The following is a 24,789-nucleotide window of genomic DNA, read 5'->3' on the forward strand; positions in this document are numbered from 1 at the left end:
TAACCATTGGAATGGTTTGCCTATTTTTAATCAACCTCAGTTTAGGATCTGTTTCCATACCCCTAAAAGAAGTATTTAACAGTCTCATAGGAGGAACCCCAACCAAAGAAACCTGGCATTACATCATCGTTAATTATCGATTACCAAAGGCGATTGCAGCAATATTAGTGGGTATGGGTCTATCGATAAGTGGCTTATTGATGCAAACCTTATTTAGAAATCCGCTAGCGGGACCTTATGTTTTAGGACTGAGCTCAGGAGCCAGTTTAGGTGTTGCCACCGTAATTCTAGGAGCGGCGTTTTTACCACAATCCATTGCTTCTATAATGATGTCTTCTTACGGAATCGTATTGGCTTCAAGCCTAGGAAGTTTTTTGGTATTAATGGCTGTTTTGGCTGTATCCTATCGGTTGCGAGACACGATGGCGATCTTAATTGTAGGGCTGATGTTTGGGAGTTTGACAAGCGCTATTGTGGGAACATTGACTTATTTCAGTACCGCTGAGCAACTACAAAAATTCACCTTTTGGTCTTTGGGAAATTTAGGGAATCTATCCTGGACCTCCATTGGCATTTTATTCGTTTGTGTACTACTAGGACTTTTTCTAAGTCTTTTTAGTATTAAACCGTTAAATGCGCTGTTGCTTGGAGAAAATTACGCCCGTAGTTTAGGATTGAACTATAAAAAAACAAGACTTATTATCATTTTTGCAACGAGTGTTCTGGCGGGTAGCATTACTGCTTTTGCCGGCCCAATTGCTTTTATAGGACTGGCCGTTCCACATATTGCAAAGCTGGTATTTCAGACCAGTAATCACACTATTTTGTTTTGGAGTACTTTGCTTTTTGGAGCCAGTATTATGCTTATTTGCGATAGTATTTCACAAGTTCCCGGCGGAGATATCACACTGCCAATTAATGCTGTAACTTCTGTTTTTGGAGCGCCGATTGTTATTTGGTTATTGGTTCGAAAACGAAAAATGATTGGATGATTTTTTTAAAAAACTCTTATTCTTATAATGATTAGCACTAAAGACATACTTACTACATCAAATCTAAGCATTGGATACACATCTAAAGCAGAGACTACTATTATCGCCGAAAATCTTAACTTGAATTTGCAGGCGGGAAAACTAATTGCTTTAATTGGAGCAAATGGAATAGGGAAATCAACCTTGCTTCGAACAATAACTGGCATTCAGAAACCACTTTCGGGAACTATTTCTCTTAACGGTAAAAACATTCATGCAATAGATGCTTTAACCTTAGCGCAAAATCTAAGTGTAGTACTAACTGAAAAATTACCACCCAGCAATTTAACTGTTTTTGAGCTGATCGCTTTAGGAAGACAGCCTTACACCAACTGGATTGGAAAACTGACAGAAACTGATATTGCCAAAGTACGTGAAGCCATGGAACTGACACAAATTAGTCATTTAGCAACCAAAAAACATTACGAAATCAGTGATGGTCAATTGCAAAAAGTGCTGGTAGCTCGCGCTCTTGCACAAGATACACCGCTTATAATTTTAGATGAGCCTACTACCCATCTAGATCTATTACATAAGGTAGCACTGTTTAAACTATTAAAAAAACTCACTCAGGAAACAAATAAATGCATTCTCTTTTCAACCCATGATATCGATATGGCCATACAATTGAGTGATGAAATGATTATCATGACTCCCGAAACTGTTATTCAAGATGAGCCCTGTAATTTTATTTCCAAAGGAACTTTTAATACCCTATTCAAAGATGAACATATTTTTTTTGATGCACAAAAAGGAAAGTTCGTAATTGTATAATAATCTAAAACTAGCTGATAAAAAGAGAGAGACCGCGTGTAAAAAACTAGTTTTAAAATACAATCTTACTCAGTAAAATTGAACACTAGAAAGAATGTCAAATTCAGAAAAATGATGCATTCTAATTTACTCATCTTCTTAACAACAGCATTCTTTTGCGACTTTTGATGCGAGTAAACTACTTGAGTAGAATCTGTCTTTTAGCCTCGCCAATAACAAAAGCCACTGAATTAGCGATGTTAAAACTCCGAATCAAATTTGACATCGGAATTTTTAAATGATTTTCGAATTTACCCAAAACTTCTTCGCTTAGTCCTTTACTTTCTTTTCCAAAAACCAACCAATCTCCGTCTTGGTACTCTATATCCAAATAGGATTTTTCAGCATGCGAACTCATTAAGAAAACACGAGAAGCATCAGGAATTTGAGCAATCCATTCTTCTACGTTTTGATATTCAGTAACATCAAGATGAACCCAGTAATCCAATCCCGAACGTTTCAGGTTTTTATCATTGATTACAAATCCGAAAGGGTGAACTAAATGCAAGCGGCTTTCGGTGCCTACGCACAATCGGCCAATATTTCCGGTGTTATTCGGTATTTCGGGTTCAACTAAAACTATATTTAACATTTAAAAAGATTTAAGATTGTTGGTTAACGACACCTGATTTTTGATTGATACCTATGATTAGACTTCTTGATTTTCGTAATTGTTATTGACTATTGATTTTTGCTATTGAAAATTTTCAACTTCAATAACTTCTCCAGATTGCAAATTATCCAGGTGTACATTTCCTATTCGCACACGAACCAGTCTAAGGGTAGGAAAACCAACTGCAGCTGTCATTTTACGTATTTGACGAAACTTGCCTTCGTTGACAGTTATCGAAGCCCAGGAGGTAGGACCGTGGCGTTCGTCCCTTATTTTTTTTCCTCTAGCGCCAAAAGCAGGAACTTCAATGATTAAGGAAGCTTCACATTTTTTAGTGATGTACTTGGTTCCATTGAAACCTATCTCGACACCAGCCTTTAGTTTGTCAATAGCGTCCTGATGGATAATCCCGTCGACCTGCACATAATATTCTTTGTCTACTTTTTTAGATCGAATGATTTCACTCATCATCCCATCTGTTGTTAGCAACAATAACCCTTCCGAATCTTCGTCCAGACGTCCTATTGCCATCGTTCCTTTTGGAAAATCGTGCAACTCGCCTAGCAGTTTCTTTTTTCGTTTCAACTCATAGATAAACTGACTTAAATAACCGTAGGGTTTGTGAAGGATGAAATGCTGATGGGACATTGACTTAATTTGATTTTATAAAACGCAAAGATAGTCTTGTTTTTAAAATAAAAAAGCGACAACCGTAAGGATGCCGCTTTGAATGTTTTCACAACGGAATAATCCTTATTGTGAATTGCTTCAAAATTGTATTGCAATTATACAACAAAAGTTTCAAAGTTCTATTGAGGTTTCCCGTAAGGATGTTAATTTTCTTATATTTATATTTCGAAACTCATTCAGATAACAGCAAAAATCAGCATAAAAATATAGAAAATGAAAAAAATATTAGGATTAGATTTGGGTACAAATAGTATTGGGTGGGCATTAACAAATAATGATTTTGATAATAAACTTGGGAATATTGAAGGATTAGGAAGCAGAATAATCCCAATGAGCCAAGATGTACTTGGTAAGTTTGACAGTGGTGTTTCTATTTCCCAAACTGCCGAAAGAACAAAGTACAGAGGAACTCGAAGATTAGTACAACGTTTTTTATTAAGAAGAGAACGACTTCATAGAGTTTTAAACATCCTTAATTTTCTACCTAAACATTATTCCGAAGCAATTGATTTTAATAAAAAACTTGGACAATTTAAACCTGAAACAGAAGTGAAATTATCATTTTATAAAAATGAAGATGGTAAAAACCAATTTCTATTTCTGGAAAGCCACCAAGAAATGCTTGCTGAATTCAAATTAAAAAATCCTGATTTAAAACAAGTCCCTTATGATTGGACTATTTATTATTTGAGAAAAAAAGCTTTAACTAAAAAAATATCAAAAGAAGAGTTGGCGTGGATATTACTAAATTTTAATCAAAAAAGAGGGTATTATCAATTACGAGGGGAAGAACAAGAAATAAAAAAAAACAAACTAGAAGAGTTCCATACCCTGATGGTAGTTGATGTAATTGAAAGAGAAAAAGGTAAATCTGGGATTTGGTATAATGTAATTCTTGAAAACGGATGGGTCTACAAACGTGAAAGCAAAATCACATTATTTGATTGGGTTGGTAAACAAAAAGAGTTTATTGTAACCACTGAATTAAATGATGACGGAACTATAAAACTAAATAAAGACAACGAAGAAAAAAGAAGTTTTAGATCGCCAAAGGAAGACGATTGGGGATTAATAAAGATTAGAACAGAACAAACTATTAACCAGAGTGGCAAAACTGTAGGTTCTTTTATTTATGACACATTACTTAGAAATCCTAATCAAAAAATAAAAGGTGAGCTAGTTAGAACAGTCGAAAGAAAATTTTACAAAGATGAAATATCAAAAATTTTAAAAACACAGATAACGTTTCATTCCCCTATTTTAACTGATCAAAATCTTTATGAAAAATGTATAAATGAGTTATATAGAAATAATGAAGCTCATAAAAACAATATTAAAGAAAGAGGTTTTGACTACTTATTTTTGGATGACATTATTTTTTATCAACGGCCGCTTAAAAGTAAAACTTCATTAATTAGTGATTGTAATTTAGAATTTAGACCGATTAAAGATAAAAAGGGAGTTTTAGTAAAAGATGTAAATGGAAAGCAAATTGTAAAACCTGTAAAATGTATTGCAAAATCAAATCCTATTTTCCAGGAATTTAGATTGTTACAATTTGTAAAAAATCTAAAAATTTATAAAAAAGGAATTACAGAAGATATTGATGTAACTAATGAATATTTAAAAACGGAAGAAGATATAGTAGAGCTTTTCAATTGGTTGAATGATAAAGCAGAAATAAGTCAGAAGCAATTTTTAGCATATCCGAAATTTAAATTAAAAGAAGACAAATACCGATGGAATTTTGTAGAAGATAAAAGTTATCCGTGTAACGAAACAAGAAATCAATTTTTGAATGCTATTGCAAAAACCGACATAGATAAATCTTTTTTTAATCTCAAAAATACTCAGGATTTATGGCATATTTTATATTCAGTAACTGATAAAATTGAATTATATTCCTTCGATGAAAATACTGGAATTCATTCTGGTGCAATTAGCACATTTGCAAGAAAACATAATTTACCAGATGAATTCATTGGAAATTTTTCAAAAATAAAACCATATAAAAAAGACTATGGTTCCTATTCTGAAAAAGCAATAAAGAAATTATTGCCATTAATGCGTTTTGGAAATTATTGGAACGAAAAAAATATTGACACAAAAACGTTAGCAAGAATAGACAAAATGCAAACAGGAGAATTTGATGAAAACATTAGAACTCGTGTACGTGAAAAGGCTATTGACTTACATGATATTTTAGATTTCAAAGGATTGCCTTTATGGCTAGCTTCTTATATTATCTATGACAGGCACAGTGAAGCGAGTGACATTTCTAAATGGAAAACGCCCGCTGATATTGATCAATTTCTAAAGTATGATTTTAAACAACATTCGCTGAGAAACCCAATTGTGGAGCAGGTTATCACAGAAACTTTACGCGTTGTGAAAGATATTTGGCAACATTATGGAGAAGGAAAAGAAAACTTCTTTGACGAAATTCATATTGAATTGGGTCGTGAGATGAAAAATCCAGCCGCAAAGAGAAAACAAATGACAAATCAGATTTCTCTAAATGAAAATACAAACCTGAGAATAAAAGCCATTTTGACTGAGTTGAAAAATGATGGAGCTAATGATGTCCGTCCGTATTCACCAAGTCAACAAGAGATTCTAAAAATTTACGAAGAAGGAGTTTATAGTAATGAAAACAGAAAAGAAAAATTAGAAGAAGTTGACAAAATTAGAAAAAATGCAAAACCCACCACTTCTGAAATCATAAAATACAAACTGTGGTTGGAACAAGGTTATATTTCTCCATATACAGGGAAATTAATACCATTAAGTGACTTATTTACAATAAAGTATCAAATCGAACACATCATTCCGCAATCAAGATTGTTTGATGATTCATTATCAAATAAGGTTATTTGTGAATCAGAAGTCAATGAACTTAAAAGCAACATGACAGCTGTAGAATTCATACTAAAAAACGAAGATAGAATTGTAACCTTAACAGGAGGAAAAACCGTCAAAATATTCACTAAAGAAGCGTACAACCAACATATAACCAGCTATTACAGCAAAAATAAAAACAAGCAAAAACGATTATTGAGTGAGGAAATTCCAGAAAAATTTATCGAAAGACAATTAAATGATACTAAATATATAAGTAAAATCGTAAAGAATCTTTTAAGCAAAATAGTTCGAGAAGACGATGAGCAAGAAGTAACTTCAAAACATGTTATTCCCCTAAATGGGTCAATTACTTCCAAAATGAAACAAGACTGGGGTTTGAATGATGTTTGGAACACTATAGTCACACCTCGTTTTGAACGTTTGAATGCAATTACTAATTCCACTGATTTTGGTAAATTAGAGCTTAAAAGAGATGCATATGGGAATGGTGGTAAACAAGTCTTTCAAACCACAGTACCGGATGAAATTGCAAAAGGCTTTTCTAAAAAAAGAATAGACCATCGCCATCATGCTTTGGATGCATTGGTAATTGCCTGTGTGACCAAAGACCACGTCAATTATTTAAATTCTATCAATACGGAAAGAACAAATTATTCGTTAGTTTCTAAATTAAGGAAAATAGATGAAATTAAAATTAATGGAAAAACACAAAATGTTGCTAAAGAATTCCACAAACCATGGGAGCATTTTACAAAAAATGCAGAAGATGAATTGAATCAAACTATTATTAGTTTCAAGCAGAACACAAGAGTTATCAATAAAACGGTAAACAAATACGAAGTGTGGAAAGAAAAGGATGGTGTAATGACCAAAATTACAACTAAACAGGAAAAAGGAGATAACTGGGCAATTAGAAAACCAATGCATGCTGAAACTGTGAGTGGAAAAGTAAGCTTAAAGCGCATTAAACAAAGCCATATTACTATTGCAAATGCAATTGAGCAAATAGAATTAATTGTCGACAAGGAAGCTAAAAAACAACTGCAAGCAAAAATCAAGCTATATCCAAACAATAATGATGGTTTAAAAAAACACCTCAAAGCTTTTCCTATAATGATTAATGGAAAAGCTATTGACAAAGTGCAGATTTATGAAACCATTCAAGCTACTGCGACTCGTAAAACACTTGACATTACTTTTGATAAAAACAAAATTGAGAAAATAACTGATACTGGTATTCAAAAAATCCTATTAAAGCATCTTCAACAAGAAATGTATCAAAATGTAGTTGACGAAAACGGAAAAAAATTCCCAACTCACGAAGTTGCTTTTTCTGAAAATGGTTTAGATGAATTAAATAAAAATATTACAGCATTAAATAATGGTAAAAAACATCAACCAATAAAAAAAGTTCGTGTTTTTGAGGAAAGTAATAAATTCCCTTTAGGAGAAACTGGAAATAAAGCGAATAAATTTGTTGAAACAGCTAAAGGAACAAACTTATATTTTGCTATTTACAAAGATGATTTACATAATAAAAAATTCATTACCATCCCTTTAAATATTGTTATTGAGAATCTAAAAGATGGATTGTCGCCAGTCCCAGATAAATATTTAGATGAGAAAACCAAAACACAGTACCAATTAACTCAATTTCTATCTCCTAATGACCTAGTATATATCCCAACAGACGATGAAATAGAGAATTCAAATCTAATAGATTTAAACAGCTTCAACAAAGACCAAGTACATCGTTTATATAATGTTAATGATTTTTCAGGTTATACTATTTATTTTACTCCAAATCAATTTGCGAAAAACATAGCTCCAAAAGAGTTAGATACAAGTTTTGATTCTAAACTATCTAAATCATTAGAAGGAATGACAATAAAAGAAAAATTTTGGAAGCTAGAAGTTGATAGACTTGGAAAAATTAAGAGAATAATTCGATAATAAACTATTATTCCAAAATTCGTTAGGATTAGCCTTTAACTATTCATTTGAAATCAATACAAAATCAATAGGAATGGGTTTTAACCCATTCAATAATATTAAATAGTCCAAATCGGCTTTAGCCAAAACAGTAAAAAAAATGATAAAACGAACCCTTTTCTTTGGTAATCCAGCTTATTTGAGCACTAAAAACGAGCAAATTGTCATTTCTTATCCTGACAAGGAGCAAGAAACTAAAACTGTGGCTATTGAAGATATTGGGGTTGTCGTATTAGAAAACCAACAAATCACTATTACCAATGGTTTGCTCGAAAAACTGACCAATAACAATGTGGCATTAATCAACTGTGACCAACAGCATTTACCTATTGGTTTATTAATGCCCTTGAACGGTCATACGGAACAAAGCGAACGGTTCAAGAATCAAATTAATGCTTCTGTCCCACTCAAAAAGAATTTGTGGCAGCAAACCATTAGTTCTAAAATTAGGAACCAAGCGGGACTACTAAAAGAAAAAGGAATCCCCTGCCGAAAAATGGAAATTTGGGCACAAGAAGTAACATCTGGAGATGCACTCAATCACGAATCGAGAGCGGCGGTTTATTATTGGCAAAAACTTATCACAGTGGAGAATTTTACTAGAAGCCAAAAAGGAATTCCACCCAATAATCTATTAAACTATGGCTACGCTATTTTGCGAGCCATTACCGCCAGAGCTATAGTCAGTTCAGGGATGTTGCCTACGTTAGGGATCTTCCATCGCAACAAATACAATGCGTATTGTCTTGCCGACGATATAATGGAACCCTATCGTCCCTATGTAGATTTAATTGTGTGTCATATTATGGAAACCGAAGATTCGTATGGAGAATTGACCATTGCTATTAAAAAACAATTGTTAAACATTGCCACAATAGATGTGTTCATAGACGGTAAAAACAGTCCACTAATGGTGGCAATGAGCCGTACAAGCAATTCCTTACACGAATGTTTTGAGGGAACAGCAAGGAAAATTTTATACCCTATCTATGTATGACGAACATTACACCCGATTAAATCAATATAGAAGTTTGTGGATACTCGTATTTTTTGACCTGCCTACTGAAACGCGGAAAGAGCGTAAAATTGCCAGTGGATTTCGCAAGAAATTATTGGACGATGGTTTTTCTATGTTTCAATTTTCCATCTATATGCGTTTTTGTGCTAGTAGAGAAAATGCAGAAGTACACACCAAACGAATTAGGAATAATTTGCCCGAACACGGCAAAATTGGCGTGATGCAAATAACCGATAAACAATTTGGGATGATGGAACTTTTTTACGGAAAAAAACCAGTTGAAACGGATAAACCTTCGCAACAATCGGAGCTATTTTAGAAATATAGGATTCTAAAACCGACTAACTACTTGAATAACAACATGTAGGTAGCTCTTTTTTTCGATTTCAAAACAAACTCGTAACTACCAACATATCAAACGATTATATCGCGGTATGTTGGGAATTATAAGTAAAAATACAATTTTGAAAGCAATTCACAACTATTAACACAGTATGGCTATGGCAAATATAGTTGGGAATTATAAGTAAAAATACAATTTTGAAAGCAATTCACAACAGATAGTTTATAATATGTATTTAGAAAAAGTTGGGAATTATAAGTAAAAATACAATTTTGAAAGCAATTCACAACACTTGTTGTCAATGTTGGTGAGAGTGGGAGTTGGGAATTATAAGTAAAAATACAATTTTGAAAGCAATTCACAACAAAGATAGAAGCGTCTTAGCTTCCTTCTCGGTTGGGAATTATAAGTAAAAATACAATTTTGAAAGCAATTCACAACGAAAAATCGTTGCAACAAAATCGGAAGGTCGATTTTCCGTTGTGAATTGGATGTTTAAAGCTGAGCAGCTAAACGCAACTGAATTGACCCTCCTCTCTTTAATAGGTACTAATTATTCAAAATATAATTTTTGAAAGAAATCACCAATCGTTGACTTAAATAAATGTAACATTTTAGGGTAACCTATTAATTCAGTTCAAATGATATTGGACGCAAAGATAGCATTGTTTTATTAGCATATAAATTTCAATGACCTACATTTTAGCAATCTAAAAGCTATGCTAAATGATTTTCTTTCTTCCTCAAAAAGCTGTAATATTATAATTCTGAAAAAACAATCACTTAAATTTTACATCATGGAAAATAAAGATTCAAATTCAAATAAAGACCTCGATAAACAAAACACAAATGAAGGTTTTAGCGAAAAACAGATCGCTGATACAGACAAAAATCAAGATTCTATGCTTACTAACGAAATAGAAATTGATGCCGAAGGAAATAAAGTCATTGTACAACGAGCCCGAAATGTTGATGGATCAATTGCTCACATCCCTGATGAAGAACGTACATGGAATGAAAACGAAAGCTTAAGCAGAGGAGTTACTACTGAGGAAGAAGAGATGAAAACAGTCGAAAATGAAGACCTCAACTCAGACATCACTGCAAATCGTTATCCGAACTCGAATCCCGATAATCACAAAGATCGAGGAAATATAAAATTAGATGATGAATAATGCCTATTCAATGATTTAAGAAGCCAATAAGAACAATCGTTTTTATTGGCTTTTTTTATTTTATGATTAATAAATTTAGCACTAAGATGTAATATTGTTTACTTTTACGAGTACATCAATCAATCTTTCTATGTCAAACATGGTCACTTTTTTATTCTTATTTATTATTGCTCTTGCGATTGGTATTTTCATTGGAAAGCTTATTTTCTCCGCCCGTTTTCAATCTGAAAAAATAAGCCTGGAAGAAAAACTGATTGCCTTTTCTTCTCAATTTAATCAAGTAAAAGAGCAACTTTTGAATGATAAGTCTGCTTTTGAAAAACAAATAGAAAATAGTACTTACGAGAAGGAAGTTATTCGTAACGAAAAAGACAGTCTGGCAATCCAACTTTCTAAAAAAGAAGTTGATTTTGAGAACCTATGGGAACGTAACAAAGAGCAAAAAGACGAAGTAGAAAAACTACAGCAGAAATTCACCAAGGAATTTGAGAATCTCGCTAATAAAATATTAGAAGAAAAATCCAATAAATTCACAGAGCAGAATAAGGAAAATATGAAAAACATCCTGTCTCCTCTGCAAGACAAGATCCAATTATTCGAAAAAAAAGTCGAAGATACCCACAAAGAAAGTATCGATTATCATGCGGCTTTGCGCCAACAAATTTTAGGCTTGCGCGAAATGAATATCCAGATGAGCAAGGAAACCATCAACCTGACCAAAGCATTAAAAGGAGATAGTAAAATGCAGGGAAATTGGGGAGAACTGGTGCTGGAACGAGTATTGGAAAAATCAGGTTTAGAAAAAGGACGGGAATATGAAGTGCAACAAAGCTTTACTACTGCCGAAGGAAACCGTGTTTTTCCAGATGTGGTGATTAACCTTCCGGACGGTAAAAAAATGATTGTCGATTCAAAAGTATCCTTGACCGCATATGAAAAATACATCAATGAGGAAGACGACGATTTAAAAAGTGGCTATTTAAAAGAGCATGTTAATTCGATAAAACGTCATGTAGAGCAATTAGGAAATAAAAATTATCAGGATTTATACCAGATAGAAAGCCCTGATTTTGTTTTGCTTTTTATCCCTATTGAACCCGCATTTGCGATGGCACTAAATGAGGACACTGCTTTATACAACAAGGCATTTGAAAAGAATATTGTAATTGTTACTCCTGCTACCCTACTGGCTACATTAAGAACGATTGACAGTATGTGGGCAAACCAAAAGCAACAGGAAAATGCCTTTGAAATAGCCAGACAAGCTGGCGCATTATATGACAAATTCGAGGGCTTTGTCGCTGATCTAATAAAAATTGGAAAGAAAATCGACGAAAGTAAAATAGAATATAGCAGTGCCATGAATAAACTAGTGGAAGGAAAAGGAAATCTTATTACTAGTGTTGAAAAGCTAAAAAAAATGGGGGCAAAAGCTAAAAAATCACTTCCTGAAAACATTTTATCAAGAGCTGAAAAGGAGGAAAACCAACTATTAAACTAAAACAAAATGAAGAAATTTTTAGGAATTCTTGCGGCAGTACTAGTACTATCTGTAATTAGCTATTTTACGTTTGTCTATTATGCTACTTATAGCGAAGGCATACGATCTGGCCAACTCATAAAGTTTAGCCATAAAGGAGTCGCTTTTAAAACCTGGGAAGGAGAAATAAGCCAAGGCATCTCAGGCTCACAAATTTTTGCTTTTTCTGTATTAGATAAAGACAAGGAAGTGATTAGTAACTTAAAAGAGATGGAAGGACAGTATGTAAAATTGTCTTATATAGAACGCTACAAAACATTCCCTTGGTGGGGTGACTCTAAATATTTTGTCATAGGCGTAAAAGAAGATGAATCCCCATTTAAATCAAAATAAAGATGAATAACACTTACAAGACAGTTGCCTCATCAAACATTACCATTTCAGAATTAATGTTGCCGTCTCATACTAACTTTAGCGGTAAAATCCATGGTGGTTATATTCTTTCTCTACTCGATCAGATTGCTTTTGCCTGTGCATCAAAATTTTCTGGAAATTATTGCGTCACAGCCTCTGTGGATACCGTGGATTTCTTAAGACCTATCGAAGTGGGAGAACTAGTAACTATGAAAGCTAGCGTCAATTATGTAGGCAAGAGTTCTATGATTGTAGGCATTCGAGTAGAATCTGAAAATATTCAAACAGGTGCGATAAAACATTGCAATTCCTCTTACTTTACCATGGTTTCAAAAGACAAAGAGGGTAAAAATGAACGAGTCCCCGGTCTAATTCTTTCTAATTTAGAAGAAGTACGTCGTTTCTTTAATTGCTTAAAACAAATTTCCTTGAAAAAAGAAAAAGACCGTCATGAGGAAGTTTTTGATTACACCTCAATAGAAACCTTAGCCAGTTTAGAAAAGTATAACGTATTAGTCGAGTTAGGCTAATTCTACCGTTTACTCCCACTATTAATATATAAAATCATTCAAAATCCATAAAGAGACCTGAAAATCAATTTTTTAGGTCTCTTTTGCTATGATAGCAACTGAATTTTACTGCTTATTTGAAATAAAAATCGTAACTTTAAGTAGTATCATTCAGACTCTACAATGAAGAAAACTCTACTCTTATTTTTACTATTAACTGCATTTATCATTGATGCTCAGGAAAAAATGACTTCCACAAAGGGAATCATTATTTTTGAAGCGTCAGTGCCCTTTTTTGAGCCAGTAAAAGCTATAAATAAGGACGTAAATCTTATTTTAAATACTAAGAGAGGAAGTATATCATTTGTAGTCTATATCGATCATTTTTCGTTTGAAAGAAATTTAATGCAGGAGCATTTTAATGAAAATTATATGGAAAGTAAAAGGTACCCAAAAGCGACCTTTAAAGGTTTAATTGAAAAGTTTGATTTAAAAAACATTGGGTCTAATGCAAAAGAATATTACATTAAAGGAAAAATAACCATGCACGGAAAATCAAAAAATATCCGTGTCTCTGCGAAAATTAAAAAAGTAGCGGCCGGGATAGAATTAATCTCTAATTTCACCTTAAACTCTGATGATTATAATATCGAAATCCCTTACGTTATTAGAAGCAAAATATCTAAAAAAGTAAATGTTAGAGTTAAAACCATTTTATAATAGGATTGCTTGGTTATAACGGCCCATTTCAGTTCAACATTTTATAAAATAAACCAATCTGAGATGTAAGTCAATAGTTTTAGTTTTGCCTTTTAAAAGTTTACTCAGCCTGCGACTTGTCTTCATCCTGATAGAATAAATGCCTCTTAACATTTTAGTCAGTTGTGTACTGACTTCTATAAACTAAAATTAAATTCATTAGGCACTTCTTTTGAATTACTCTCCTAACTTATAAAGTCTATTTAGATAAGCAAATTTTCAACGTTTCATCTAAATTAGTATGTTTAAAATTAAATCCTAGTTCCTGCACTTTATCGGACGACACTCGCCTCCCTGTCAACAATAATTTAGACATTTCCCCTAATACCATCTTAATTAAAAAACCTGGAACATTAGGAAGCCAGATTTTGTACCCATAAACCTTCGCCAATGTTTTAGAAAAGATTGTATTCGTTGTATTATCATTTATCGCAACATTATAAGGCCCTTTCATATCTTGATTCTTAATTGCTTCAAGATATACTGCACACAAATCCTCAACATGAATCCATGGCATATATTGTTTTCCCGAACCTAATGCCGAACCGAGTCTCCATTTAAAAATAGGAGCCAATTTATTCAGTATACCATCGTTTTCGCCTAACACTAAGCCAGTACGGATTTTCACTGTGCGTATACCTAATTTTTCAAACTGATCTGCAGCCTCCTCCCACTTTTGACATGTAAGTCCCAGGAAATCATCACCTGCAGCAGTATTTTCTGTGCAAATTTCGTCCCCGTTCACTGCTCCATAAATACCAATTGCCGATGCAGAAACAAAGGCATCCAACTTTTTATCGTTTTTCTTTAAAACAGAATAAATTAGCTGTGCCGATTGTTGCCGACTGTTAACAATTTCTTCTTTTCGCTTACTTGTCCACGGCTTTTCAGCAATATTTGCTCCTGCCAAATGAATTATATAATCTGCATTCAATATTGCTTCCTTTTCTATGGTCTGTTTTTGTATATCCCAAGTATAGTAAAAAATACTTGCTGTATTTTCTCTTTTACTTCTACTAAGTATAGAAACGGTATATCCGCTATTTATCAACAGCTTTGTGAGTTCCGTCCCAACAAAACCAGTACCTCCTGTGAGTAATACATTCTTTTTCATAACAGTATATTTAATCGTTCAATTCATTAAAATCAAAGATACAATAAAATTTTGTTTAACTTTATGATTGTTTTGTTAAACATTCCTTACCTTTATACTCTAATTTTTTAATTAATTGAAAATGGCTACTAAGAAAACTGCAATAACAAAAGAGAAAATAGTTTCTATGTATATGGACTATATTTTAGAAAATGGCGAAAAACCCAAATCAGTGTATCTTTTCGCAAAATCAAACGGCTTTACAGAAACAGACTTTTATGCCTTTTTTGGAACTATGGAAAGCATAGAGAAAGAAATTTTCAAAACTTTTCTGGAAATGACAATCGAATTACTCCATAAAGATAAAGCCTACGTTGACTATGATATGAAAACAAAGATGCTAAGTTTCTACTTTACATTCTTTGAATTACTTTCTGCAAATAGAAGTTATGTTACCATGACTTTAAAGGAGCACGATAACCAGCTAAAAAATCTAATGCAACTTTCAAGTCTGAGAACTGCCTTCAAGAAATATGTAGGCGAAATTATAACAGACGAGTATCGTATTAAGCAAGAAAAATTTCAAGACTTCCAGAAAAAAGCAATTCAGGAAAGTGCTTGGATCCAATTATTGTTAACGTTGAAATTCTGGCTAGATGATGATTCTCCATCATTTGAGAAAACAGACATCTACATTGAAAAATCAGTGAAACTGAGTTTTGAACTGATGAACATCGCACCAATAGATAGTTTAATTGACTTTGGGAAATTTATTCTTAAAGAAAAAATACAAAACAAATAATGAAAACGATAGATTATATACCAACGTCAAAAATTGAAAGAGCCACAAAACTTGTACAAACAGGGGCAAAAGTAGGCGTCAATTACCTTAAATATTACGGAGAAAAAATCGTTAACTCTGATCTTACTCGGGATAAGCTAAATGAAAACAATGCCGAAGACATTTACGACGGCTTAAAAAGCTTAAAAGGGAGCGCCTTGAAAGTTGCTCAAATGTTAAGTATGGATAAAAGTTTTTTGCCACAGGCTTATGTAGAAAAATTCTCTTTGTCTCAATTTTCAGTACCACCACTTTCGGCTCCGTTAGTATTAAAGACTTTCAAAAATAATTTAGGAAAAACTCCTTATGAAATCTTTGATGAGTTTAACGCTAATTCTGTAAATGCAGCCAGTATTGGTCAAGTCCATTCGGCAGTGAAAGACAATAAAAAACTAGCGGTAAAAATTCAATATCCTGGCGTTGCCAATAGCATCTCCTCTGATTTAGCATTGGTAAAACCAATTGCCATCAGAATGTTTAACCTACAAGGAAAAGATTCTGACAAGTACTTTAAAGAAGTCGAAGATAAACTAATTGAAGAAACCAACTATTTATTGGAACTAAAACAAAGCCAAGAGGTTGTTGATGCCTGCAAGAAAATAGACAATCTTGTCTTTCCAGAGTATTATCCTGAATATTCTTCTGAGAAGATTATCACTATGGATTGGATGACTGGAGTTCACCTTTCTGAGTTTAAAAATTCAGATCCTATAATCGCCAATAAAATTGGACAAGCTTTATGGGATTTCTACATGTACCAAATTCATGTTCTAAAAAAAGTACATGCTGACCCACATCCAGGTAATTTCTTGGTGAATGATAAAAATGAATTGATAGCGATTGATTTTGGATGTATGAAAACCATCCCAAATGAGTTTTACGTTCCCTATTTTGAATTAATCGATCCGAAAGTAATCGATAACAAAAAGATTTTTAGCGAAAAATTATTTGAACTAGAAATCCTTAGAACTGATGATTCTAAAGAAGAAGTAGATTATTTCACAGCTATGTTTTACGACTTACTATCGTTGTTTACTAAACCGTTCCAGGAAGAAACTTTCGATTTCTCAGACGCAGTGTTTTTTGAAAGTATAGCTAAATTAGGTGAACGATTTGCCAGTGACACCAACCTTAGAAAAATGAATGGAAATCGTGGTTCGAAGCATTTTATATACATGAACAGAACGTTTTTTGGTCTTTATAATTTAATGTTTGATTTAAAAGCCAAAATTACAGTGACCGAATATCTAAAATACTAACAATGACAGAACATCATTTATCTGATATAGAAAAAGACCGAGTAATTGAAATGGCTTGGGAAGACAGAACCACATTTGATGCTATTTTACTTCAATTTGGATTAAAAGAGCAGGAAGTTATTGATTTAATGCGCATAGAATTGAAACCCACAAGTTTCATAATGTGGCGCAAAAGGGTTCAAGGGCGCAAAACAAAACATGAAAAACTTCGTGATTTTAAAGAAGGTCGCTTTAAATGCAGTAGACAAAGACAAATTAACAACAATAAAATATCCAAAAGATAAACACCATTCAAATGAAAAACATCGTAATTGTAGGCGGTAGTAAAGGTATTGGAAATGCCATTTTACTAGAGCAATTAGAAAACAACCTTGTACACAACATCAGTAGAAATGAGCCAGACGTTTCACACCCTAATCTAACTCATTATTCTATAGACGTTTTAAAGGATGAACTTCCTTCTATAGAAAATATTGACAGCTTGATTTACTGCCCAGGTTCTATTAATTTAAAACCAATAGGCAGCTTAAGCATCGATGATTTTAGGAATGATTTTGAGATAAACGTCATAGGAGCAGTAAAAACGATTCAAAAATATTTACCTGTTCTAAAAAAAGGGACTAACCCATCAATTCTATTGTTTAGCACAGTGGCGGTAAAACTAGGAATGCCTTTTCATGCCAGTATTGCTACTGCAAAAGGAGGAGTGGAAGGATTAGTAAAATCATTAGGAGCAGAATTGGCATCGGTAGTACGCATCAATGCTATTGCTCCCACGATTACTGAAACCTCACTATCGGCAGGAATTTTAAGAAATGATCGAATGAAAGAAAACATGGTGGAACGCCACCCAATGAAAAATTATTTAAAACCAGCGGAAGTAGCCGAAATGGCCAATTTTATTATTTCAGAAAAGGCCAAATCAATTTCAGGCCAAATTTTTGAAATGGATTACGGCATTGTTACCTTTAAAATGTAATTAAAATCAAGTACTAATAAGACCAGAATATGATAGTTAAAGAAATCAAAAGTTACGAAAAAGTAGAGCGTTATGATACTGAAATCACTGATGCAATTGCTGAAAATTATAAATCGATAATCGATAATTTAGGGGAAGATGTGAATCGGGAAGGAATTGTGAGTACACCGGTTAGAGCAGCTAAAGCAATGCAATACTTAACGCATGGTTATGGCCTGGACCCACTAGAAATTTTAAAGTCGGCACTATTTACAGAGGATCACAGACAGATGATTGTTGTAAAAGATATAGAAGTGTATTCCATGTGTGAACATCATATGTTGCCATTCTTTGGAAAAGCGCATGTTGCTTATATTCCAAATGGTAAGATCGTAGGGCTGAGTAAGATTCCTCGAATTGTCGATGCTTTTGCGAGAAGAATGCAAGTACAAGAAAGATTAACCGATCAAATAAAAGATTGTATTCAAGAAGCTCTAAATCCGCTTGGAGTAGCTGTTGTTATTGAAGCGCAACATATGTGCATGCAAATGCGAGGCATTCAAAAACAAAACTCAGTAACTACCACCTCCTCTTTTACAGGTGCTTTTGAAAAAGACAAAACCAGAAAAGAATTTATTAGTCTAATTTCCAATAAATTTAGCTAAATTTAATTCTTAAAATAAAATCTATGAAAATTCTCTTAACAGGCGCAACAGGTTACATCGGGAAACGACTATTACCAATTTTGGTAGGACAAGGACACGAAATAATCTGTTGTGTTAGAGATAAAAATAGATTTTATACGCCAAAAGAATTTGAAAAGAATATTGAAGTAATCGAAGTCGATTTTCTTAAGGAAGAAACGCTATCAGCAATACCATTAGATATTGATGCCGCTTATTACCTCATCCATTCTATGTCTAGCTCATCAGACAATTATGATGACTTAGAAAGTACTTCGGCTAAAAATTTTCTGCAACGAATCAATCAAACAAATGCACAACAAGTCATTTACCTCACCGGAATTGTCAATGACAAATCACTTTCGAAACATTTGTCTTCCAGAAAAAATGTAGAGGATATTTTAAGCTCGGGAACTTATGCAATGACTGCACTCAGAGCAGGAATTATCGTGGGTTCTGGTAGTGCTTCATTTGAGATTATTAGGGATTTGGTGAACAAGCTTCCTCTGATGATTACTCCAAAATGGCTGAACACAAAATGCCAACCCATAGCAATTGCTGATGTACTAGACTTTCTTTCGAAATCATTACTAAACCCAGTTACTTATAATCAAAATTTTGACATTGGCGGACCCGATATTCTTACTTATAAGGAAATGTTGTTGGGTTTTGCCAAAGCAAAAAAACTAAAACGATGGATTTTTACTGTTCCTGTAATGACACCTAAGTTATCTTCTTATTGGTTGTATTTTGTAACCTCTACTTCTTATAAACTAGCATCTGCTTTAGTAAGCAGTATGAAAGTTGAAGTCATTTGTAGAGATCATCGCATCAATGAATTATTGCAGCTAAAACCCATGACGTACGAACAGGCTTTGTCTAGAGCATTAATAAAAGTAGATGAAGATAAAGTAGCGTCTAGCTGGAAAGACTCTCTAGTTAGCGGTCGATTTAATACCAATATGTCTGATTACCTAAAAATTCCAGAAAAAGATTGCTTCATTGATAAAAGAAAAATGAAAATCGTAGACAGAGAATATACCGTAAATAAAATCTGGTCCATTGGTGGAGATACGGGCTGGTATTATGGAGATTGGTTATGGGAATTACGTGGTTTTATAGACAAACTATATGGTGGTGTTGGTTCCCGCAGAGGACGAACGAATAAAAGAGAAATTCATGCAGGTGACGCCTTAGATTTTTGGCGCGTACTTTATGCCAACAGAGAAGAAGGGAAATTAGTTTTGTTTGCCGAAATGAAATTACCCGGAGAGGCTTGGCTGGAGTTTAAAATCATCGATAACACCTTAATTCAGACAGCAACTTTTAAACCGAAAGGATTTTGGGGTAAATTATACTGGTATTCTGTTTTTCCGTTTCATGGGTTTATATTTAATGGAATGCTGAATAAATTGATCAAATAGATTTTAACATCTAAGTTAAATAAGTTTTTTTTAAACTGAAACTGTTTTAAAGGAATGCTGAATAAATTGACTAAGAAGATTTGCAACAAAAAAAATCATTTCAGTATCCCCGCTTTATAAGTTGCAATCGCTCGGTCTCTAGCCATAGCATGTTCTACCATAGGTTCACCATATCCTAATTCAAACTCTTTTATCCATTTACGGATATAAATTCCTTTTTCATCAAATTTTTTCAATTGAATCTCGGGATTAAAAACCCTAAAATAGGGCGCCGAATCACAACCAGTTCCTGCAGCCCATTGCCAGTTCCCTACATTTGCTGATAAATCATAATCCAATAGTTTTTCGGCAAAATAAGCTTCTCCCCATTGCCATTGTATCAGTAAATGTTTGCAGAGAAAACTTGCTACAACCATCCGCACTCTGTTGTGCATATATCCAGTTTCATTGAGTTGTCGCATTCCGGCATCAACCATAGGATATCCCGTAGTTCCAGCACACCAGCGCCTGAAATCGTCCTCATTATTACGCCACTGAATTCCGTCATAAGCAGATTTGAAATTATGAGTGACCACTTTTGGGAAGCTAAACAAGATTTGCATAAAAAACTCTCTCCATATCAATTCACTCAAAAAGACATCGTTTTTATGAAATGCCCAATTCACTAATTTGCGAGTGCTTACTGTTCCAAAACGAAGATGTGGTGATAGATAAGAGGTTTGATCCAAAGCAGGAAAATCTCTTATCTCTTGGTAATTAGAAATGAATTTTAAGTTGTGAGGCTTAACTTTGATCGAACTTTCTTCGAAACCTATCTGTTCTAAGCTTGGAAAAACAAAATCGGATTTATGTAAATTAGAAAATGTAGCTGTGCTATCAAATTCCTCAACTGGAGCCATTGATTTGTATTTCTCTAGCCATTTATTTTTATACGGCGTATAGATGGTGTAAGGCAAACCATCTGCTTTTGTGATTTCAAGTTCTTCAAAGATTACTTGGTCTTTAAAAGTATAGCTAGCTGTATTATTTGCTTCGAATAACTCACTAATGGCTGTATCCCGCTTTATCGCATACGGCTCGTAATCTTTGTTGAAGAACACTTCCTCTACGTCATACTCTTGAATAAGTGATTCCCAAATAGCAGTAGTATGTCCCTTTTTTATCAAAAGTGAACTTCCTATTTCTTGTAGTTTATCATTTATTTTCGAAAGGGATTCGTGTATAAAACCAACCCTAGCATCATTTTTTGGCAAACTGCCTAAAATCGAGTCATCAAAAATAAATAGTGGTATTACAGGAAATTTTGACTGCAAAGCATGAAACAAACCTACATTATCCTCCAGGCGTAAATCGCGTCTGAACCAAAAAAAAGTTACTTCTTGTTTGTTCATTATTTAGTATTAAACATTTTATCGACCATGACACGCCTATGCTCAAAAATATCTTTTAATTTATTTTTAACGACCAGTGTATTCATGATACGTCCAATGAAACCCAAAGGCAGGGCATAGTGCACTACATCGGTCATTTTTGTACCGTTTTCTGTGGCTTCAAAAAAATGTTTGTGATGCCATAAAGCATAAGGCCCTGAAAGTTGTTCATCAACAAAATAACTTTTTTCTTTCACAAAAGTGATTTCGCTTACCCACGATAGTTTTAACCCTAAAAGCGGAGACACTTTATATTGTATAATTTGGCCTGCATACATGGATTTGTTATCGAAATCAGTGATTTCAAACCCCATCGTTTCAGGTGTTATTTTTTGAAGATTTTTTGGATTAGAAAAAAATGTCCAACATTCTTCTAAACTTGCATTTACGTGTTGAACGCTTTCTTTTTTATAGATTTTCATCTGTCTTGTTTTTTTGTTTTTCAATAGAAAATTGTACGGAAGTGTGGCTTGCGTGAGGGATAATAGTGGAGCTCTTTTTATAACTGATATTTTTTACCAGTTATAAAAAAGCGGGAACGAATAACCCGACCCGTCCCGATAGCTATCGGGACAAGTCACGCCCAAAAGAAATTATTATATTTTATAGTATTTCAAAGGTACAAACAACATCCCAAAACACTCTCCGTGCTCCTTACCCAAGTGCTTGTGATGCACTTTGTGCGCTTTTCGCAATCCTATCAGGTATTTGTTATTGGTATTTTTGAACCACTTAAATCGCTGATGAATCAGGACATCGTGTATCATGAAATAACAGAACCCGTAAAATGTGATTCCAAGTCCAATGAAAAACAGATAGTTTACGCCACCTTGCACTCCAAAATAAAAAAGTACGATGCTGGGAACGGCAAAAATCACAAAAAAAATATCGTTTCGTTCGAAAACATTTGCATATTTGGGTTGGTGATGATCAGCATGAAAATACCACATCAATCCGTGCATTACGTACTTATGAGTCAGCCAAGTAACGCATTCCATAAAAAGAAAAACGCCTAGAAATATTAAAAAGGAAATCATTGTTTTTTATTTATAAATATTCATTTTAAAAATAAGCATATTTTTTATACTAATCTCAACTTGTAGGTTACAAAAGATTGCGCTAGTAATCCCGCTTTAGTGTAATTAGATACCCGAATCCTTTCATTTCCAATCTCATGACAGGGGGTGTTTTCTAACTTTTTCAACAGCTTTTTATAGTAGACAAATGCAGTGTAAACACCAAATTTAGCAACGATAGGCAGTTTCATAATACCTTGATAGGCAACTCTAAAATCCTCTTCGATTTCCTCTATGATGGCAAGTTTAGCCTTTTCATCAAATGAGTTTAAATCTACTCCAGGAAAATAATTCCTGTTTAAAATTAAATTATCATCCTTAAGATCACGCAAGAAATTAACTTTTTGAAAGGCCGATCCCAAACGCATAGCTTCGTCTTTTAACTGATTGTATTTCTCATCATCTCCGTTTACGAAAACCTTGAGACACATTAAACCAACAACGTCAGCTGAACCATAAATATAGTCGTCGTATTCCGCTTTATTGTTATAATCTAATTTGATTAAATCTAATTTCATACTTTTCAAAAAAGATTGAATCATATCATCAGTAATATTATATTCTTTAACCGTTTGCTGGAAAGAGTTCAAAATAGGGTTCAAACTAATGCCTCTATCCATTCCCTTGTAATACTCCTTTTCGAAGTCGTTAATCAAATCCTCTTTGTCGTAACCATGAAATGAATCCACAATTTCATCTGCAAAACGCACAAAACCATAGACGCTATAAATAGCATCTCTTATACTTGGCGAAAGCATATAGACTGCCAATGAGAATGAAGTACTGTAGTTTTTTGTTACTATTCTACTGCATTTAAAAGATACATCGTCAAATAATTGCTTCATAATTATTGTTCTAAAAATTGCTTGTTTACTAAATCTGATACTAATTTCCCAGATATCAATGCTGGAGGGACACCCGGTCCTGGCACAGTCAACTGACCTGTGAAATACAAATTATTTACCTTTTTACTTTTTAGTTTTGGTCTTAAAAAAGCCGTCTGCATTAAAGTGTTCGCCATTCCATATGCATTACCTTTGTAAGAATTATATTCTTCTACGAAGTCATTTTTACAAAACGACTTTTTAAAGATAATGTTATTTTTTATACTTTGCTGCGTTAAAATCTCAAAGCGATCAATTATTTTATTGAAATATTCCTCTCTCAACTCCTCAGTATCATGGATGCCTGGAGCTAACGGAATCAGAAAAAAACCAGTCTCCATTCCTTCTGGAGCAGCTGTTTTATCAGTAAGTGATGGGAAATTGGCATAAAACAAAGGTTCCTTTGGCCATTGCGGCGCATCATAAATATCCTTTGCATGCTGATAAAAATCAACATCAAAAAATAAAGCATGATGTGATATGTTTTCTATTTTCTTGTCAAAACCAACATAAAACAAAAGAGATGAAGGAGCAAATACGCGACTATCCCAATATTCTTCTGAATACACTCTATGCTTAGCATCTAATAAGGTTTCCGTATGATGGTAATCAGCACCACTCAAAACTATATCCGAAAATATCGTTTCACCATTAACTACTACTGCTGTTGCTGCTTTATTTTCGACAATAATTTTCTCAATATTGGAATTGGTATGAAACGTCACTCCCAGTTCTCTGGCTAGGCTTTCCATCGCTCGCACCACATCAAACATTCCTGTTTTTGGATGCCAAGTTCCCATTCCGAAATCAGCGTAATTCATAAAACTGTAAAAGGACGGAGTATCTGACGGCTTTGCTCCTAGGAACAAAACAGGAAATTCAAGAATTTGAATTAGTCGTTCATTTTTAAATTTCTTGCGAACATCACGACTAATATTGCTAAAAAACTGCCCTATCTTCTTCGTTGTTTCTAGCGTTACAAGTTCTAATGGTGAAACTCCCGGACGGTATACTAAATCTTTTATGGCAATGTCATAATTGCTTTTTGCTTCTGTTATGAATTCATTCAAGATCTTTCCGCTTCCTTTTTCTATAGCTTCAAAAGTAGCTTCGATTTCTGCTAGATTATCTGCGATTGCAATAAACTCATTTTCTCCAAAATAAACCCTGTAAGCCGGTGAGAGCTTGATGAGCTCATAATAATCTGTTGTCTTTTTTCCAAAATCAGCAAAGAAACGATCAAAAACATCTGGCATCCAGTACCAACTCGGTCCCATATCAAATGTAAAACCATCTTCTTTTAATTGCCTCGCTCTACCACCAATGGTTGTGTTCTTTTCAAAAACGAGAACCTCATGTCCGGCTTTAGCCAAATAGCAAGCAGCAGACAATGCTGAAAATCCTGAACCTATAATTGTAATTTTCTTTTTCATTTGTTTAGC

24 protein-coding genes and 1 CRISPR repeat array are annotated in these 24,789 nt (G+C 33.7%); of the genes, 16 read left to right on the forward strand and 8 right to left on the reverse strand.

All coding sequences use genetic code 11. From position 1 onward, the window contains the following. Positions 1 to 11: 11 nt before the first annotated feature. Positions 12 to 992 (forward strand): iron chelate uptake ABC transporter family permease subunit, encoded by a 981-nt coding sequence (locus QO182_RS00225; RefSeq protein WP_371541271.1) that lies wholly within the window; start codon positions 12 to 14, stop codon positions 990 to 992. A 27-nt stretch (positions 993 to 1,019) separates the two neighbouring features. Then, positions 1,020 to 1,805 (forward strand): ABC transporter ATP-binding protein, encoded by a 786-nt coding sequence (locus tag QO182_RS00230; protein WP_371541247.1) that lies wholly within the window; start codon positions 1,020 to 1,022, stop codon positions 1,803 to 1,805. Positions 1,806 to 1,983: 178 nt separating this feature from the next. On the opposite strand, the gene QO182_RS00235 is transcribed toward QO182_RS00230, so the two are convergent. Together QO182_RS00235 and QO182_RS00240 are read right to left on the reverse strand one after the other, a co-directional pair. Beyond that, positions 1,984 to 2,436, reverse strand: a complete 453-nt coding sequence (locus QO182_RS00235) for a tRNA (cytidine(34)-2'-O)-methyltransferase (protein ID WP_371541244.1) — start codon at positions 2,434 to 2,436, stop codon at positions 1,984 to 1,986. A gap of 102 nt (positions 2,437 to 2,538) precedes the next feature. Next, the gene (locus tag QO182_RS00240; RefSeq protein ID WP_371559223.1) at positions 2,539 to 3,105 is read right to left on the reverse strand and encodes a pseudouridine synthase; all 567 of its coding nucleotides are present in this window, start codon (positions 3,103 to 3,105) and stop codon (positions 2,539 to 2,541) included. A 255-nt stretch (positions 3,106 to 3,360) separates the two neighbouring features. On the opposite strand from QO182_RS00240, the gene cas9 reads away from it, so the two are divergent. From cas9 to QO182_RS00280, 8 genes are all read left to right on the forward strand, one after another. Then, positions 3,361 to 7,962 (forward strand): type II CRISPR RNA-guided endonuclease Cas9, encoded by a 4,602-nt coding sequence (gene cas9 / locus QO182_RS00245; protein WP_371559226.1) that lies wholly within the window; start codon positions 3,361 to 3,363, stop codon positions 7,960 to 7,962. Positions 7,963 to 8,101: 139 nt separating this feature from the next. Next, a complete protein-coding gene (cas1, locus tag QO182_RS00250; protein ID WP_371541236.1) occupies positions 8,102 to 8,998 on the forward strand; it encodes a type II CRISPR-associated endonuclease Cas1 in 897 nt (298 codons plus the stop codon). Continuing rightward, on the forward strand, positions 8,991 to 9,338 hold the full coding sequence (cas2, locus tag QO182_RS00255) for a CRISPR-associated endonuclease Cas2 (RefSeq protein ID WP_371559230.1): 348 nt from the start codon (positions 8,991 to 8,993) through the stop codon (positions 9,336 to 9,338). The genes cas1 and cas2 overlap by 8 nt, the downstream gene beginning before the upstream one ends. A 117-nt stretch (positions 9,339 to 9,455) precedes the next feature. Next, a CRISPR array of direct repeats spans positions 9,456 to 9,803; the repeat unit is 46 nt; unit sequence GTTGGGAATTATAAGTAAAAATACAATTTTGAAAGCAATTCACAAC. Between the two features lie 356 nt (positions 9,804 to 10,159). Next, entirely contained in the window at positions 10,160 to 10,537 is a 378-nt protein-coding gene (locus QO182_RS00260; protein ID WP_371541230.1) for a hypothetical protein, read from the forward strand. A 130-nt stretch (positions 10,538 to 10,667) separates the two neighbouring features. Then, complete coding sequence (gene rmuC / locus QO182_RS00265) at positions 10,668 to 12,038, forward strand: DNA recombination protein RmuC (RefSeq protein WP_371541227.1); 1,371 nt, start codon at positions 10,668 to 10,670, stop codon at positions 12,036 to 12,038. Between the two features lie 6 nt (positions 12,039 to 12,044). Further along, positions 12,045 to 12,410, forward strand: coding sequence for a 6-phosphogluconate dehydrogenase (locus QO182_RS00270; protein WP_371541224.1), 366 nt, complete (start codon positions 12,045 to 12,047; stop codon positions 12,408 to 12,410). Between the two features lie 2 nt (positions 12,411 to 12,412). Continuing rightward, complete coding sequence (locus QO182_RS00275) at positions 12,413 to 12,961, forward strand: acyl-CoA thioesterase (protein WP_371541221.1); 549 nt, start codon at positions 12,413 to 12,415, stop codon at positions 12,959 to 12,961. A 162-nt stretch (positions 12,962 to 13,123) separates the two neighbouring features. Continuing rightward, positions 13,124 to 13,660 carry a YceI family protein gene (locus tag QO182_RS00280; RefSeq protein WP_371541218.1) on the forward strand — a complete coding sequence of 179 codons (537 nt, stop codon included), beginning with the start codon at positions 13,124 to 13,126 and terminating at the stop codon, positions 13,658 to 13,660. A 238-nt stretch (positions 13,661 to 13,898) separates the two neighbouring features. Here the strand turns inward: QO182_RS00280 and QO182_RS00285 are convergent, their stop codons facing one another. After that, positions 13,899 to 14,813 carry a TIGR01777 family oxidoreductase gene (locus tag QO182_RS00285; RefSeq protein WP_371541215.1) on the reverse strand — a complete coding sequence of 305 codons (915 nt, stop codon included), beginning with the start codon at positions 14,811 to 14,813 and terminating at the stop codon, positions 13,899 to 13,901. Positions 14,814 to 14,934: 121 nt separating this feature from the next. On the opposite strand from QO182_RS00285, the gene QO182_RS00290 reads away from it, so the two are divergent. The 6 genes from QO182_RS00290 to QO182_RS00315 are packed head-to-tail and all read left to right on the forward strand — an operon-like array spanning position 14,935 to position 19,957. Next, entirely contained in the window at positions 14,935 to 15,594 is a 660-nt protein-coding gene (locus QO182_RS00290) for a TetR family transcriptional regulator C-terminal domain-containing protein (protein ID WP_371541213.1), read from the forward strand. Next, positions 15,594 to 16,892, forward strand: coding sequence for an ABC1 kinase family protein (locus QO182_RS00295; protein WP_371541211.1), 1,299 nt, complete (start codon positions 15,594 to 15,596; stop codon positions 16,890 to 16,892). The genes QO182_RS00290 and QO182_RS00295 overlap by 1 nt, the downstream gene beginning before the upstream one ends. Positions 16,893 to 16,894: 2 nt before the next feature. Continuing rightward, positions 16,895 to 17,176, forward strand: a complete 282-nt coding sequence (locus QO182_RS00300; RefSeq protein ID WP_371541208.1) for a TIGR03643 family protein — start codon at positions 16,895 to 16,897, stop codon at positions 17,174 to 17,176. A gap of 11 nt (positions 17,177 to 17,187) precedes the next feature. Beyond that, positions 17,188 to 17,871, forward strand: coding sequence for an SDR family NAD(P)-dependent oxidoreductase (locus tag QO182_RS00305; protein WP_371541206.1), 684 nt, complete (start codon positions 17,188 to 17,190; stop codon positions 17,869 to 17,871). Between the two features lie 29 nt (positions 17,872 to 17,900). Beyond that, positions 17,901 to 18,515, forward strand: a complete 615-nt coding sequence (gene folE, locus QO182_RS00310) for a GTP cyclohydrolase I FolE (RefSeq protein ID WP_091433551.1) — start codon at positions 17,901 to 17,903, stop codon at positions 18,513 to 18,515. A 23-nt stretch (positions 18,516 to 18,538) separates the two neighbouring features. Then, the gene (locus QO182_RS00315) at positions 18,539 to 19,957 is read left to right on the forward strand and encodes an SDR family oxidoreductase (protein WP_371559234.1); all 1,419 of its coding nucleotides are present in this window, start codon (positions 18,539 to 18,541) and stop codon (positions 19,955 to 19,957) included. 95 nt (positions 19,958 to 20,052) lie between these two features. Here the strand turns inward: QO182_RS00315 and QO182_RS00320 are convergent, their stop codons facing one another. The 5 genes from QO182_RS00320 to QO182_RS00340 all read right to left on the reverse strand — a co-directional run bounded on the left by QO182_RS00320 (position 20,053) and on the right by QO182_RS00340 (position 24,780). After that, a complete protein-coding gene (locus QO182_RS00320) occupies positions 20,053 to 21,348 on the reverse strand; it encodes a deoxyribodipyrimidine photo-lyase (protein WP_371559238.1) in 1,296 nt (431 codons plus the stop codon). Further along, the gene (locus QO182_RS00325; protein WP_371559242.1) at positions 21,348 to 21,809 is read right to left on the reverse strand and encodes a hypothetical protein; all 462 of its coding nucleotides are present in this window, start codon (positions 21,807 to 21,809) and stop codon (positions 21,348 to 21,350) included. Before QO182_RS00325 ends, QO182_RS00320 begins: the two co-directional genes overlap by 1 nt. A 174-nt stretch (positions 21,810 to 21,983) precedes the next feature. Further along, entirely contained in the window at positions 21,984 to 22,424 is a 441-nt protein-coding gene (locus QO182_RS00330) for a carotene hydroxylase (protein WP_371541194.1), read from the reverse strand. A 44-nt stretch (positions 22,425 to 22,468) separates the two neighbouring features. Then, a complete protein-coding gene (locus QO182_RS00335) occupies positions 22,469 to 23,308 on the reverse strand; it encodes a phytoene/squalene synthase family protein (protein WP_371541191.1) in 840 nt (279 codons plus the stop codon). A gap of 2 nt (positions 23,309 to 23,310) precedes the next feature. After that, the gene (locus QO182_RS00340) at positions 23,311 to 24,780 is read right to left on the reverse strand and encodes a phytoene desaturase family protein (RefSeq protein ID WP_371541189.1); all 1,470 of its coding nucleotides are present in this window, start codon (positions 24,778 to 24,780) and stop codon (positions 23,311 to 23,313) included. Positions 24,781 to 24,789 lie beyond the last annotated feature (9 nt).

Origin of the sequence: Flavobacterium sp. Arc2, from assembly GCF_041431385.1 — a bacterium.
Taxonomy (GTDB): Bacteria; Bacteroidota; Bacteroidia; order Flavobacteriales; family Flavobacteriaceae; genus Flavobacterium.